This is a genomic window from Massiliimalia massiliensis (assembly GCF_900155615.1).
Lineage (GTDB): Bacteria > Bacillota > Clostridia > Oscillospirales > Ruminococcaceae > Massiliimalia > Massiliimalia massiliensis.
In genome coordinates this window covers 25,649-39,532 of record NZ_FUHT01000004.1, presented here as the reverse complement: position 1 = coordinate 39,532, position 13,884 = coordinate 25,649, and the positions used below count along the sequence as shown (strand labels likewise).

The 13,884-nt window shown below is 47.6% G+C and carries 13 protein-coding genes; 4 read left to right on the top strand and 9 right to left on the bottom strand.

Annotation, left to right across the window (positions count from 1 at the left end; genetic code table 11):
* Nucleotides 1-140: 140 nt before the first annotated feature.
* Nucleotides 141-1,463, bottom strand: a complete 1,323-nt coding sequence (gene melA, locus CZ360_RS08775; protein ID WP_077533841.1) for an alpha-glucosidase/alpha-galactosidase — start codon at nucleotides 1,461-1,463, stop codon at nucleotides 141-143.
* Nucleotides 1,464-1,599: 136 nt separating this feature from the next.
* On the opposite strand from melA, the gene CZ360_RS08770 reads away from it, so the two are divergent.
* Nucleotides 1,600-2,403, top strand: a complete 804-nt coding sequence (locus CZ360_RS08770) for an AraC family transcriptional regulator (protein ID WP_077533840.1) — start codon at nucleotides 1,600-1,602, stop codon at nucleotides 2,401-2,403.
* Nucleotides 2,404-2,475: 72 nt separating this feature from the next.
* On the opposite strand, the gene CZ360_RS08765 is transcribed toward CZ360_RS08770, so the two are convergent.
* Nucleotides 2,476-3,138 carry a Crp/Fnr family transcriptional regulator gene (locus CZ360_RS08765; RefSeq protein ID WP_077533839.1) on the bottom strand — a complete coding sequence of 221 codons (663 nt, stop codon included), beginning with the start codon at nucleotides 3,136-3,138 and terminating at the stop codon, nucleotides 2,476-2,478.
* Nucleotides 3,139-3,280: 142 nt separating this feature from the next.
* On the opposite strand from CZ360_RS08765, the gene CZ360_RS08760 reads away from it, so the two are divergent.
* Nucleotides 3,281-3,988: a 4Fe-4S dicluster domain-containing protein gene (locus tag CZ360_RS08760; RefSeq protein WP_077533838.1), complete on the top strand. Its 708-nt coding sequence runs from the start codon at nucleotides 3,281-3,283 to the stop codon at nucleotides 3,986-3,988.
* 11 nt (nucleotides 3,989-3,999) lie between these two features.
* Nucleotides 4,000-4,344: a cupin domain-containing protein gene (locus CZ360_RS08755; RefSeq protein WP_205411121.1), complete on the top strand. Its 345-nt coding sequence runs from the start codon at nucleotides 4,000-4,002 to the stop codon at nucleotides 4,342-4,344.
* 86 nt (nucleotides 4,345-4,430) lie between these two features.
* Here the strand turns inward: CZ360_RS08755 and CZ360_RS08750 are convergent, their stop codons facing one another.
* From CZ360_RS08750 to CZ360_RS08720, 7 genes are read right to left on the bottom strand one after another with little or no spacing between them, the layout of a single operon-like run.
* Nucleotides 4,431-5,669, bottom strand: a complete 1,239-nt coding sequence (locus CZ360_RS08750; RefSeq protein WP_077534788.1) for a 6-phosphofructokinase — start codon at nucleotides 5,667-5,669, stop codon at nucleotides 4,431-4,433.
* 39 nt (nucleotides 5,670-5,708) lie between these two features.
* Nucleotides 5,709-7,244, bottom strand: coding sequence for an FGGY-family carbohydrate kinase (locus tag CZ360_RS08745; RefSeq protein WP_077533837.1), 1,536 nt, complete (start codon nucleotides 7,242-7,244; stop codon nucleotides 5,709-5,711).
* A gap of 12 nt (nucleotides 7,245-7,256) precedes the next feature.
* Nucleotides 7,257-8,312, bottom strand: a complete 1,056-nt coding sequence (locus tag CZ360_RS08740; protein ID WP_077533836.1) for a LacI family DNA-binding transcriptional regulator — start codon at nucleotides 8,310-8,312, stop codon at nucleotides 7,257-7,259.
* A gap of 14 nt (nucleotides 8,313-8,326) precedes the next feature.
* Nucleotides 8,327-9,604 carry a glycoside hydrolase family 140 protein gene (locus tag CZ360_RS08735; RefSeq protein WP_159438202.1) on the bottom strand — a complete coding sequence of 426 codons (1,278 nt, stop codon included), beginning with the start codon at nucleotides 9,602-9,604 and terminating at the stop codon, nucleotides 8,327-8,329.
* The gene (locus CZ360_RS08730) at nucleotides 9,597-10,382 is read right to left on the bottom strand and encodes a triose-phosphate isomerase (RefSeq protein ID WP_077533834.1); all 786 of its coding nucleotides are present in this window, start codon (nucleotides 10,380-10,382) and stop codon (nucleotides 9,597-9,599) included. The genes CZ360_RS08735 and CZ360_RS08730 overlap by 8 nt, the downstream gene beginning before the upstream one ends.
* Nucleotides 10,383-10,399: 17 nt before the next feature.
* On the bottom strand, nucleotides 10,400-10,858 hold the full coding sequence (rpiB, locus tag CZ360_RS08725) for a ribose 5-phosphate isomerase B (protein WP_077533833.1): 459 nt from the start codon (nucleotides 10,856-10,858) through the stop codon (nucleotides 10,400-10,402).
* Nucleotides 10,859-10,889: 31 nt separating this feature from the next.
* On the bottom strand, nucleotides 10,890-11,567 hold the full coding sequence (locus CZ360_RS08720) for a class II aldolase/adducin family protein (RefSeq protein ID WP_077533832.1): 678 nt from the start codon (nucleotides 11,565-11,567) through the stop codon (nucleotides 10,890-10,892).
* Nucleotides 11,568-12,444: 877 nt separating this feature from the next.
* Between CZ360_RS08720 and CZ360_RS08715 the strand changes: the two genes are divergently transcribed.
* Complete coding sequence (locus tag CZ360_RS08715; RefSeq protein WP_159438200.1) at nucleotides 12,445-13,779, top strand: ABC transporter substrate-binding protein; 1,335 nt, start codon at nucleotides 12,445-12,447, stop codon at nucleotides 13,777-13,779.
* Nucleotides 13,780-13,884: the final 105 nt, after the last annotated feature.

Below are 13,884 nucleotides of genomic sequence, written 5' to 3'. Positions count from 1 at the left end.
CCAAAAGTCTACTCGCATGTAATGTGCTTTTGTGCTGCGATATAAATAATAATCGGAAGCTTTAACAAAGTCAACCCTGCGGTAAAGCCGTAAAAAGAGCAAATCCCTTTTGGGATTTGCTCTTTTTCATATTTTTACTATTATCGATACATCTTCATATAGTCGCCGTGCGCATCAATCAGTTCGTCGCACATTTTAACAATATCGTCGATGCTCAGCTCAGCCGCAGTGTGCGGGTCCAGCATCGCCGCCTGGTAGATGCATTCCCTTTTTTTAGTCACAGCCGCTTCGATCGTTAAAAGCTGAACGTTGATATTCGTCATATTCATCGCCGCCAGCTGAACCGGAAGTCTGCCGACACGGCACGGATTAATTCCGGTACCGTCCACCATACAGGGAACCTCAACACAGGCATCAGCAGGCAGGTTTTCAATACTTCCGCGGTTGAGCACGTTTCCTCCTATTTTATAGGGATTGTTCGTCACAACAGCTTCCATGATGTAGGAAGCATATTCTTTGCTTCGTTCATGGGTAATTTTTCCGTCCTTCAGGATATTTGCCTTTTCCTGATCCCATTCCGCAATCTGCTTGATGCAGCGTCTCGGATATTCGTCCAACGGGATATTAAACCGGTCAATCAGTTCCGGATACCGGCTCTTGATAAAGAGCGGATTGTATTCCGCATTATGTTCGCTGGATTCTGTACAATAATAGCCCAAATGCTTGATATATTCGTACCGAACCATGTCGTCATGCTTTTCCGAAGCATTTTTCTGCGCGGCCCGCCTGCGGATTTCCGGATACAGGTCATTGCCGTCCTTATCCGTAATGCTGAGCAGCCATCCCATATGGTTGATGCCGGCGATGGTTTCGACCCGCCCTTCCAGCTTATCCTCCATGCCCAGTGCCTTGAGCAGATTTTCAGAGCATACCTGAACGCTGTGACAGAGTCCCACCGTTTTCACTCCGGTATACCGCTGCATATATCCGGACAGGATTCCCATCGGGTTGGTATAATTTAAAAAGATTGCGTCCGGGCAGACCTCCTCCATATCCTCTGCAAAGCCCTGAAGAACCGGGATAGTACGAAGCCCGCGCATAATGCCGCCGATTCCCAGCGTATCTGCAATCGTTTGCTGAAGTCCAAACTTTTTCGGGATTTCAAAGTCAATAATCGTGCAGGGATCATATCCGCCGACCTGAATCGCATCCACAACAAAATCAGCGCCCCGCAGCGCTTCTTTTCTGTTTTCCACGCCAAGATAGGTCTTGATGGTGACACGTCCCTGATTTGTGTTTTTGTTAATTGCATCCAGAATAATTTTGGAATCCTCCAGGCGCTGCGGATCAATATCATAAAGCGCCACCTCGCTTTCACACAAGGCCGGCGTGCACATGCAGTCACCTAAAACATTCCTTGCAAATATGGTGCTTCCTGCACCCATAAATGTAATTTTTACCATTCAAAATTCCTCCTGTTCCGATTGCCATTTATTGTCTTTTATTATATAATGGGTATCGAGGATATAATATTTGTTTTGTTTCTAAAAATTGTTGTTTTGTTGTTTTGTGAGGTGATGTGCTATCTATCAGAATACAGTGGAACCTCTGGCGGTATACTTCTGCGGCAGCGAGCAGTGTGCGCCGGGACATTTCTTTGGCCCGGCAGTCCGTCCGCATTACCTGATCCATGTCGTTTTGCAGGGTACCGGGATTTATCAGAGAAAAGAGCAGACCTATCAGCTTGGCCCAGGAGACGCTTTCTTGATCTCCCCTCTGGAATCCACCTATTACCAGGCGGATCAGGAACATCCCTGGAAATACGCCTGGGTGGGATTTGACGGCTCTATGACGGCTCAGGTTTTAGAGAGCACCTGCTTTGCCAAAGCCTGCGTTTACCGGTGCCCGGACAATTCCGAGACTCTAGAAGCCGTATTGCAGCAGGCGGTATCAGTTCTGAAGGTTTTTCAAAGAGCTGACCACCATTCCCTGACTTTAACCGGAGCTTTTCTGCAACTGCTTGGCCTGATGCAGAGCCATGAACCCGCGCCGGCTGAAAGCTACCCCAAGCAGTATCTTGCAAAGGCAAAGGAATATATGGATAATAACTACAGCTACCATATCCGTATCTCGGATATCGCCTCCTTTGTCGGCATTGACCGCACCTACCTATACCGCATCTTTATGGAACAGGAGCATATTTCCCCTAAGCAATACCTCTTTCAGCTAAGGATCAGAACCGCTGTCAGCATGCTGTCGGATTCCCGCTATACTATCACTGAAATTGCCTATTCCTGCGGCTTTCAGGATGCCTCTGCATTCTGCAACTACTTTAAAAAAGCTATGGGAGTCACGCCGCGCCAGTTCCGAATTAATCTGGAACTCGCAAAAGCACATTCCTAGTCCTGCCCCGAACACAGATACCAGATATTACAGCAAAAAGCAGGGATATTGCGAATCGCAATATCCCTGCTTTCAGTCCTGAATCCAAAATTGGCGGCCGGAAACCCGGATCAGTCCGTCCCGCTGCATGGCGCTGATCTCCCGCGACATTGCACTGCGGTCAACCGAAAGATAATCGGCCAGCTCCTGCCGGTTGAACGGGAGCGTAACGCAGCGGCTGCTCTCCTTCAATGCCTGGGCATTCAGGTATGCCGTCAGCTTATCCCGTATTGTCCGGGCAGACAACACCTCAATCTTCCCGTTTAAATACAGATTTTTCCTCGCCAGAATTTTGAGCATATTCTCCACAAAACGGCTATGAAACGTACAGGCGGAAGGACATACGGAAAGAATCCTGCGGTAATTGATTAGCAGCAGAATGCTTTGATCCGCAGAAACTACATCAACCGGCAGGGTATCTACCTCCGCGCAGGCAAAGGCCTCACCAAACAGCTCTCCGGGCGAGAGCTTTGCCAGCATTGCCCTGTTGCCGAACAGATCGCTGCGGGATACCTCTACGCGGCCTTCCAGCACTACTCCTATTTCTCCGGCAGGGCTGCCCGCCAGAAAAACACTTTCATTTTTTTTATATGCAGCTTGTTTTCCGCGCAGGCATTGCAGCATGGATTCAATCTCCTGATCCGACAATCCAAAAAACAGCGGAGATTTTTTTAATATGTCAAAATATTGCCTCATCGCACTATCTGTTCCCTTCGCTCTTTTTTACAAAATTAGACAAACGACCTTAAATATTTTCTTTTTGTTGCAAATGCAACATACATTTTAACCTCAGTATAGTATACTGAACTCACAAAGTCAAGAAGGAGGCATCATTCTTATGATGAGAAAAATAATAAAAATCGATGAAGAAAAATGTATTGGCTGCGGCCTCTGCGCAGAAGCCTGCCACGAAGGCGCCATTGGCATGGTCAACGGAAAGGCCAAACTCCTGCGGGACGATTACTGCGACGGCTTGGGCGACTGCCTGCCTGTATGCCCAACCGAGGCAATCACATTTGAAGAACGGGAAGCACGGGCCTATGATGAGGCTGCTGTAAAGGCACGGATGCAGCAGGCGGATAAACAACCGGCAAAAGGCGGCTGCCCAGGTTCCCATGCTCATGCAATCAACAAAACCAGCCAACCAGCATCTGCTTCGTCTGCTTCTGAAGCAATGCAGAGCGAGCTGCGCCAATGGCCGGTACAGATCAAGCTTGCGCCTGTCAACGCACCCTATTTTGACGGCGCCAGTCTCCTAATTGCCGCAGACTGTACAGCCTATGCCTACGCGAACTTCCATTCAGAGTTCATGAGAAACAAAATCACCCTGATTGGCTGTCCAAAGCTGGACATGACTGATTACAGCGAAAAATTAACGGCAATCATCCAAGCGAACAACATCAAAAGCGTTACGGTGGTGCGGATGGAAGTACCTTGCTGCGGCGGAATTCAGCAGGCAGTGATTACTGCTCTGCAAAACAGCGGCAAAATGATCCCGTGGCAGGTAACTACCATTTCCACTGACGGGCAGATTTTGGAGAACTAGGAGGAAGCCGCATGGAACAAATGATTAAAAACATGCCCCATGCCGAGGTATTGGCCTTAGCAGAGCAAACTACCTACCTGGAGGGACAGATCGTCAGCAAAACCCTGGCGCAAAACAAGCATCACAGCCTGACCCTGTTTGCCTTTGATAAAGGGGAAGAGATCAGCACCCACGATTCAGAGGGAGATGCGATGGTGCTCTGCCTGGAGGGTGAGGGACGGATTACAGTCGATGGAAAAGACCATACTCTAAAAGCGGGCGAGGCAATTGTCATGCCAGCCAAAATTCCTCATGCAGTTTATGCGGCGGAGCGGTTCAAAATGCTCTTAACGGTATTGTTTTCAGATAATCGGTAACAAAATTCCGGACATAAAAAAGCAGGCCTGTTTTTACAGGCCTGCTTTTTTATGGATCGATTTCCTCTTTACAGAGCATAGGATTGCTAGATGTCTGCCGTATCTCGCTCGTCGCTTTTTAACACAGAAAATGCGGGCAGCCCATCCTCATAGTCCGGAAATTTTTCTCCCATAATAAGCGGCTGCATATAGTCAATGCATTCCTGGGTGACATAGTTTTTGCCCGAGGTAATCCAAGACTGCGGGATTTTCTTTTCCTTATTCGCAATCCCTTCAATTTTGAACAATGCCGGCTTCATCAGATAGGGTTTACTGCTGATCCGCCTGATTCCCACCATATATCCGCTCGTTCCGTTCTCCGCGTAACGGACCGCCTCCTTGCCAACCTTGTAGGCTTCCTCGACATCGGTTTCAGAAAGGCAGTGTGCGGCACAGCGCTGCAGGATATTAAACTCCACGCACTTGACTCGCGGCGTAATATGAGCCATTACCTCCCGGCGCAGTATCTGCCCTGCGCCGCCCAGCTGCTGATGTCCAAATCCATCGGAAACAGCGGCAGTATCCGCTATATAGCTGCCATCGCAGTCCTGAATCCCTTCCGATACCACAATCAATACATTTTTCGACCGCCCGAACGCCTCTTTGACATCGTCCAGGAAACGCTGCATGCTAAACGCTACCTCCGGCAGGTAGATCAAATCCACCACCTGTTTCCCATTATAGCGTGCCAACGCTCCCGCAGCCGCCAGCCATCCGGCATTTCTTCCCATGACCTCCGCGATGGTAACCTGCTCGTTTTGATACACATGCGCATCCTGGTATATTTCCAGCAGGGAGGTGCCAATATATTTTGCGGCGCTTCCATATCCCGGGCAATGATCGGTATCCGCCAAATCATTATCTATCGTCTTTGGGATGCCCAGAATGACCACATCAAGCTTCTTTTCCTCCGCATATTGGCTGAGCTTCATCACCGTATCCATCGAGTCGTTCCCGCCGATATAAAAGAAATATCCGATATCCTTCTTGCGGAAAAACGAAAAAATCCGGCTGTATTCCGACTCATCCTCCCGCCAATCCTTTAAACGGTGGCGGCAGGAGCCAAATGCGGACGACGGCGTAGTCTTTAACCGTTTCAGCTGGTCGAACGCCACATCGTTCAGACAAAAATAGCTCTCTGTCAAAATCCCCAGAATTCCGTTATTCGATGCATATACTCTGTCAATTTCATCTGAACGAAAGCATTCAAAGGCAATTCCAACAGCGCTGGAATTAATGACTGCGGTCGGGCCGCCCGATTGTGCAATTAAACAGTTCTTTTTCATGGTTCTCCTCTTCCCCTGCTGAAGCGGCTGCATAGTTTCTTACCGAACCTCTTTTAAATCCTGGAAATCCCCTTTGACATGGTCATAAATATTCTTGTAAATACGGAAGTACTGCATGTACTTTTCATGGTTTTCCGGGATCGGCTCCATTGGGTCAATATATTCTGCTTTTTCCTTTGCGATGCTGAAGTCCTCTAGATATCCTGTTGCCACCGCTGCCAGAAGCGCGTCTCCATATGGCGCGCCAACCCGGTTTTTGACAAATACAGTCGGCACATTCAGCACGTCGGTAATGATTCTCCGCCACAGCTTGCTTTTGGCCCCGCCTTCATTCATCACCAACGGAAAATTCATGGGAATTCCCTTTTCCTGAAACAGCCGGAACGAATCATAGAGCGCATAGGCCACGCCTTCCATCATTGCACGCACCAGATGGCCCTTGGTATGGTATAACGACAGGCCGAACACAACGCCCCGTGCGTCGTTGTCCCAAATCGGCGTGCGCTCCCCCATCAGGTATGGCAGCACAACCAGGCCCTCGCTTCCAATCGGAATCTTTTCCGCCTCCATATTCAGGTAGTCATAAGCGTCAAAACCAGGCACCAGGCGTTCCATTGCCGTCTCCATCTGGGAAAAATTCTCCTTCAGATACCGCAGCACCTGTCCGCCGGTTTGGGTCGTGGAAACAGTTACGTAAGTATTCAAACAATTATTAGTATAGGGAAAATTGAACATACTGTCAAGAAAGTCCGTATTCTGATGAACAACGCCGAAATTCCCACAGGTTCCCAGATTCATCTGGATGTCCCCGATTTCAGCAGCGCCGCCCCCGATCCAACCGGCATTGCAGTCCACCTGTCCTCCGGCAACCGGGATCCCGGCAGCCAGGCCGCATTCCTTTGCAGCCTGTTCTGTCACTGTGCCGATGATATCCTCACAGCGATAAAACGGCGGTATCAGCTCCATGCTCAGTCCGAGGCGTTCCATCATTTCCCGGTCAAATTCCCGTTTCAGGATATCATAGGCCACCCCGTAAAAGGTGCCTGCCGAATAATGCGCCGTAGCTTTCCCGGTAAACTTCATGCGGATAAACCCGTCAATGGTCAGCGCCTTGTCAATCCGCTTAAAATCCTCCGGCCGGTTTTCTTTTTCCCACAATAGGTTTACTAGGATCGGATGATCCTCAATTCTATTTCCGGTCAGCTCAAAAATTTTCTGTACGCCGATTTGCTCTTTCAGCCACTTTTCCTGTGCGTTGGCCCGCCGATCCATGAGGTTATAGGCATTGTGCACCGGTTTTCCTTCGCCGTCCACTAATACTAAGGACGGCAGAGCGGACGAGGTTCCGATTCCTCTGATTTCCTCCGCCGAAACCCCGGATTTCTGCAAACATTCCTGAATCATGCTGCAGGTTGCAGGCCAATAATTTTCGGCAAGATGCTCTGAAAAATTTTGATGGTTTGTCAAAATGGGATACTCCCGAAAGGAATAGCTCAATACATCTGCATTTCTGTCCATCACACAGGCCTTGCAGCCGCCGGTACCGTAATCAATCCCGATGAAATAATCCCCCATGTCAATTCCTCCTTATCCTTTTTTCCCAAAGATCTGACCGCTGCTCCCGCGGCAGATCAGTTCTCCGGTCAGTACTGTCTTTATAAATTCACCTACCCTTTTTTGATGAATTCTGGACAGTACTCTTTGTGCCGCAAGCCGCCCCATCTGATTTTGATGGATGCATACGCTGGTCAGCGCCGGAGACATCTTTTGGCAAATATTAATATTATCGATTCCGGCGATTGCGAGCTCCTCGCCAATCCGGATTCCCTGCTCCTGAAAATAGTCCATTGCTCCCAAGGCCATCAGGTCGTGACTGAAACAGATTGCAGTCGGCAGGTCGCCGCGTTCATGCAGCTCTTTCGCGGCTTGGTATCCATCTGCTTCCAGCCAGTTTTCCGCGAGAACGACATATCGCTCTTCTCGCGGAAGCCGGTGGCGCGACAAGCCTTCCTCGTACCCGTGATACCGATCCAGAAAGGCCGGAAGGGTCTGATTTCCGCCGATAAAGCCGATCTTGGTATGCCCATTCCGGCAGAACAGGTCTACTACCTCCATGACAGCGCGTTTGGTATCAATACAGATATCATCAAATCCATATTCCCGGTACTCGTCTGCCAGATGGTCGGACATCTGGCAGAGCACAAGCGGGAGATGCGGCTTTTTTAGGTAGGACAGGTAGGGCGTAATATGATTGAGATTTACCATAATCATACCGTCCGCCGCATGTTCCCTCAGCAGATCAAACGCTTTTTTCTCATATTCGATGCTGCCGTTGGTATAATACAGGATCATGGAATAACCGCTTTCGCGCACTTCTTCCTGAATTGCGGATATCATCTGCACATAAAATGGATTTTCCATGTCAGGAATAGCAACCAGCAATAGGCCGGTGCATTTTGTCTTTAGGCTTTGCGCTGCCCGCGTCGGGATATAATTGAGTTCCTCCGCGGCAGCTTCCACTTTCTCCTGGGTTTCCTGCTTGATATAGCCGATGTGGTTCAAAGCCCGGGATACCGTACCGGGAGCAACTCCCGCCAGCTTTGCAATATCATAGATTGTAACCTTCTGATTTTTTTTCTCCATTCCGTATCCTTTATCTATTTCTCAAAAATGTAAAGCGCATCGTGATTACTGCCATTAATTCCGACCAGAGTTCTCCCGTCTCCCATTGTAAGCTCTGGAATAAAAGTTCTCCTGGCCGCAAGGTTCCATGCTGTTACCCGATAATCCGACAGTTCCTTATACAAGGTAAATTCACAGTCAAACGGCTGGTAAACCACCAAAACATCCTGGTTTTCCAGTGTTCCAGCCATAATATAAGGCGTATCGGTCAATTCCTGTGCCGGGAGAAGTCCCATCAACTGATGGCTCTCCATAATATGGCGCACAAACCCCGCATCATTGGCGCCATCCAGCCGAATAGCGTCCTGGAAATCATACGGTTCGCCCCACATGCTCTTGGCTAAGAAAAGCATCCCTTTTTTATGGCATCCCCAGGCGCCGTGCGCTCCATAAGTTATCCCGGCGGAGGCTCCGCTCAGCACGCTGCTCCACAGCGCCCGCCTCACGTCAAAGGAAGAAAACTTTTCATAGGGATTTTCAAAGTTTCCCAGTCCTTCATAGCAGGGTTCCGTATTAATCAGCGGCTTCACCAGGGGCTGCCTCAAAAAGCCTTCGCTGCATTTTGTAATATTGCTTAAAAATTCTTTTCCGCCATGGCTAGACTGGTAAGAATAAAAAGAATATCCAGAGCGGTGCAGCAATTCTTCCGGGACATGGTCCAACCCGCCCATCAGGTGCATCGACGTCACACCGTCAGGGGCAAGTTCTTCCAGTACGTCAAAAATTGCCTGGTAATATTCTACGACCCGCGGCGTTTCAAAATTTGTGTCCCCTGTCACTGAATAAATGGGATGATACCGGTCAAAACGGTTCAGCATATACTTTGCCAGCTCCCGCACCCTGGAAAGCGGCAAAACCCGCTCCGGGCTTTTCAAAGCGCCCCAGGTATCCGGGATATAATTCACCCAAAACAGATGCAGGCAAGGCGTGATTCCAGCTTCCGCCGCCATTTCTACCATTATTTCCGCCTTGTCAAAATAAGCTTCGTTGATCTGGTCAAATAAGTAATGGCCTTCCTCATCCAACGCAAAAGGCTCTATGTCCTCCTCTCCGACGCTGTTATCGTGGGCAATCGGCAGCACGCTGATCTGCACTGCGTTAAAGCCCTGCCGCCTGCGCAGCCGGAGATAGTTCTGCCATTCTTCCAACGATAGCTTTTGAAAGGCCATCCAGATGGTGTCAGCCAGATAAAAATAAGGCTTCCCATCCTGTAACAGGTATCTTTTTCCAGAGGGTACTGATATATTAGCCATTCCTTGTTCCTCCAATCCCATTCTTCGTTAATAATGTCATGATCTTTTCAAAGCTTTCCAGATCCCATGCAGACCTGCCGATAAACAGACCGTCAACGTCCTTGCGCTGTGCCAGGCCAAGGCAATTTTCCGGGTTCACACTTCCGCCGTAAAGCACCGGAATATCCTTCCCTGTGTCTCCAAAGAGCTCGGTGAGCTGGCCGCGAATGATTCCATGTACCCACTCTACATATTCCGGTTCTGCTGGCACGCCGGATTCTCCGATTGCCCAGACCGGCTCATAGGCTACCCAAATGGATGCCGCCTGCTCCTTTGTCAGGCCAAATAACCCGATTTTAAGCTGTTTGCGGATGACCTCCGGTGTCACTGCATAGGCCTTGTCCTTGGCATATTCCCCTACGCATAAAAGCGGCGTCATCCCATACTTTAATGCCGCTTTCACTTTTTTATTTAAGTCCTCATCGTTTTCGTTATAATACTGCCGGCGTTCTGAATGCCCAAGCTCCGCTACGTCAATGCCAAGGTCACAGAGCCATTTCGGGGAAATTTCGCCGGTATATGCGCCCTGATCCTCCCAGTGCATATTCTGCGCCCCAATCATGACCGGCGTACCGATAAGCTGTTCCTTCATCTCTCTAAGATGGGTATAGGGAGGAATAATGAAATAAGTATATTGCGGAAATTGTCCTGCCAGCTTTTTCAGCCCGGCAGCATACTGCTCCGCTTCCTGAAAGGTCTTGTGCATTTTCCAGTTTGTGCCTAGTAAAAACCGCTTCATATATTTCCCCCTGCCTCCTATTTCATTGTCTCGGCTTCAATCGCTTTGATTTCCTGTACCTTTGGTGTGGAACTGCCGTCGACAAATTCCAGGGAGAGCCATTCTCTGGTGATTTTTTTCGCCAGCTCCGGGCCGATCACCCGGGCGCCCATACACAGAACATTGGCGTCGTTGCTCAGCTTTGCGCGTTCCGCAGAGAAATTGTCATGGCATACCGCCGCCCGGATGCCTTTAAACTTATTCGCCGTCATAGCCATGCCGATTCCCGTTCCGCAGACCAGAATCCCGTTTTTTTCATATCCGCTCTCAATGATCCTTTCGCATACCCTTTTGGCAATCGTAGGATAGTTGGTAGGATCATCACTGCTGTCGCACCCTACATTCTCAACCGCATATCCCAACTGCTCCACCAAACCCATAATGGTATTTTTCAGCTCTACTGCCGCGTTGTCGCATCCTATTACAATTGTTTTCATCTGATTCATTCTCCTTTCCAACATGAACTGCTTATGAACGGGCCACGGTATCCGGATCTTCTCCCTTTATTAAGCGATGAACCTTTTCAACCTGTTCCTTCGACAGATAGCTGGTCGTTCCAAACAGCTTAGAAACAAACAGGGCTTTGCAGAACATTTCCAAAGTTTCCATTTTATAGAATGCTTCCCAAATGGTATTTCCCATAGTCAAAGCCCCATGATTCGCAAGAAGCACCGCGTCAGCCTGCGGCGTCTTTTTCATAGCCTTTGCCAATTCCTCCGGCACCTCACAGCTAATCGGGGTACAGTATTCCGTGATGGCGATTCCGTTCAGGTTAAACAGCACTTCCGGCAATGCGACTCTCGATAATTCCTGTTCAATACCGCTCGTCATCGATAACCCAGTTGCAGCCGGAGGATGTGCATGCACCACTGCTGTGACATCCGGCCGCTGCCGGTACACCGCTAAATGCATCCGGATATCCCGTGCCGGCTTTGATCCGGATAAAACCTCTCCGTCCGGACTTACCACCGTAAAACTGCTTTCCTGCAGCTTCCCCTTACAAAACCCGGAGGCGGTAATTACAATTTCTTTTTCATTAAGGCGTATGCTAAAATTTCCGTCTGTCCCAACCAACAATCCCTTTTGGTAAAGCTGGCTGCCAACTTCCATCATTTCCTGAATGCTCTTTTCTGCGTCCAAGCTCATTCCTCCTTTGTCATAAAACCATAAACAGCTATATAAAACCGGTTTTATATTACTTTACTCTTATTATATCATAGCGGGACATTGATTTCATTTGTAAATATATCTAAAGTTACATCCGCTTATTTGTTTGATAATACCGAAAATATAGCAAATTGAACCATCTTCATTTTTTACACCCATATTGGCCATGCCTTCGGTATGGAAAATATCGTTAAATGTCACATTGACGTTTACACGCCCTGCTCCAAATTTTCTTTTATATTGTCAGGGAATCGAATAAAGGTACTGCTTCGATAGCTGTTCCAAATTGATCACATCTCCCGTTCACAATTTTGATCTCCAGTTTGCAGAATGAATTGATCCTTGCCATCCAATCATAGCATTATTCTAATTATTTGACACGCAGGATTCCCAGCAAAAACAATATACAAGAAACAAACAGATACCTGCTGTAAGCCCTTTCTATAAACATTATATTTTACAAAATATCTTCTCGCTCTGGAATTACATTCCTGCGATGCCACAATATAAAAAGCCGCTTCTTTCTATCGAATCGCCGTTATAAATTATATTCTCATTAAAAGATATAGCAAGGGCCTCTCTTTCAATGTAAAACCTAAAGGCAATTTTATAAAAAACCGGAAACTAATATTAATTTTATAAAACCGATTTAATATTTACTGTCATAAAATATAAATAACTTTATTCATCATTGGTATTTTTAACAAAAGTTTATCAAATAAAAATAATTATATTTACAAATAGATATATTTTTTATATAATCTAGATAAACAAAAAACAGGAAACCGATTTAATAATTTGTTCTCAGTGGCGTAGAAACCCGTTATTTAAATTAAATTTTTAGGAGGTCATGAAAATGAAAAGTAACAAACGATGGCTTAAATGGATTTGCCTTGGGCTCGCATGCGGTATGGCACTGAGCGGATGTTCGGGCAACGGCGATGACTCTACGGACAGCCAGGGCGGCTCCGGAAATTTGCCTGTAATCCGATTTGCAACCAACTATATGGCGGGAACAGAGCAGTTCCACTCAGATTTTTCCGAAATGGTTGAGGCTTATGCGGCCTCCGTGAAGGACAAATATACCGTAGAGTTCGAATCTGAGAGCGGTGATAACCTGCGAGATAAAATTAAAACGGATTTAGCAGCGGACAATCTCCCGGACTGCTTCCATTATTGGACGGCCGGCAGCGTGAAGGATATGGTAGACAATAACCTTCTGCTCGATATTGATGAATATTTTGCGGTCAGCAAAAACCTGTCAAGAGATAATTATCCTGAAAGCTCGTTAGGAGTTTATACCTTTGACGGGAAAACATACGGATTCCCAATTGAAGGCTCCAGCAACTACATGCTGTATAATAAAGAAATTTTTGATGAAAAGGGATTAACGCCGCCTACCAATATGGATGAGCTATTAGAGGTTTCCAAAGCCTTATCCGCCGACGGAATTGTTCCCCTGGCAGTTGGTTCCTCTGCCGGAAATCCTGCGCACTTCTGGTATGCAGCAGTATTCTATCAGTACTATACGCAGGAAGAAAGCAATACCATCTGTGGCGAACAGGACAAATGGCTGGGTGAAGATAATATCGTGAAAACCGGCAATCTGATCGAACAGATGCGCGACGCCGGCACCTTCCCGGCAGACACCTTGGGCAGCGGCGATTTTGCTCCGGCAGTCTCAATGTACAATGAAGAAAAAGCCGCTATGATTTACGCTTTCCCATGGGTAATTCAGCAGTTTACCGATGAAATCGTGGAAAAATCTGAATTTATGGATGTTCCTGTTATGCCCGATGCCAAGTATTCCACCTCTGATTTTGTAGTCGGCGGTACGAATTTCGGTTTTGTTGTTAATGCAAAATCCTTCCACGATGAAAGCAAACAGGCCGCTCTGGTTGATTTTGTAGACTATCTCCTTGGCGATGAAGTAAACCAACTGGTTGCAGAATCCGGACGCTGGGCGGTTAAAATCCAGGAATACGATGAATCCAAATTGAATCCTCTGTATGTCAGAGCACAGGAATATCTCGACGGAAGAGAAGAACGCGTTCATCTCTGGTCTAATATGCCGGCAGCCGCCTCTCAAGAGGTATTCTCCTATGCAATGGATGAGCTGTGGGCTGGCTCTGCCACTGTAGATCAAATCAACCAGGATATTCAGGATTCTATCAACAGTGACTTATCATAGCGCAAAATCTTCCAGGCGATAGTGGAACACAAACATATATGGCAGTTTAATAAAAACACTACAGAAATCCGATTGATCGCCTGTATAAAAGTTATCTTTGCTCAT

Excerpts from the sequence above, each read along its gene's own strand:
- melA (WP_077533841.1), bottom strand. The coding sequence starts at position 1,463 with ATGGTAAAAATTACATTTATGGGTGCAGGAAGCACCATATTTGCAAGG.
- CZ360_RS08765 (WP_077533839.1), bottom strand. The coding sequence starts at position 3,138 with ATGAGGCAATATTTTGACATATTAAAAAAATCTCCGCTGTTTTTTGGA.
- CZ360_RS08760 (WP_077533838.1), top strand. The coding sequence starts at position 3,281 with ATGATGAGAAAAATAATAAAAATCGATGAAGAAAAATGTATTGGCTGC.
- CZ360_RS08755 (WP_205411121.1), top strand. The coding sequence starts at position 4,000 with ATGGAACAAATGATTAAAAACATGCCCCATGCCGAGGTATTGGCCTTA.
- CZ360_RS08750 (WP_077534788.1), bottom strand. The coding sequence starts at position 5,669 with ATGAAAAAGAACTGTTTAATTGCACAATCGGGCGGCCCGACCGCAGTC.
- CZ360_RS08745 (WP_077533837.1), bottom strand. The coding sequence starts at position 7,244 with ATGGGGGATTATTTCATCGGGATTGATTACGGTACCGGCGGCTGCAAG.
- CZ360_RS08740 (WP_077533836.1), bottom strand. The coding sequence starts at position 8,312 with ATGGAGAAAAAAAATCAGAAGGTTACAATCTATGATATTGCAAAGCTG.
- CZ360_RS08735 (WP_159438202.1), bottom strand. The coding sequence starts at position 9,604 with ATGGCTAATATATCAGTACCCTCTGGAAAAAGATACCTGTTACAGGAT.
- CZ360_RS08730 (WP_077533834.1), bottom strand. The coding sequence starts at position 10,382 with ATGAAGCGGTTTTTACTAGGCACAAACTGGAAAATGCACAAGACCTTT.
- rpiB (WP_077533833.1), bottom strand. The coding sequence starts at position 10,858 with ATGAAAACAATTGTAATAGGATGCGACAACGCGGCAGTAGAGCTGAAA.
- CZ360_RS08720 (WP_077533832.1), bottom strand. The coding sequence starts at position 11,567 with ATGAGCTTGGACGCAGAAAAGAGCATTCAGGAAATGATGGAAGTTGGC.
- CZ360_RS08715 (WP_159438200.1), top strand. The coding sequence starts at position 12,445 with ATGAAAAGTAACAAACGATGGCTTAAATGGATTTGCCTTGGGCTCGCA.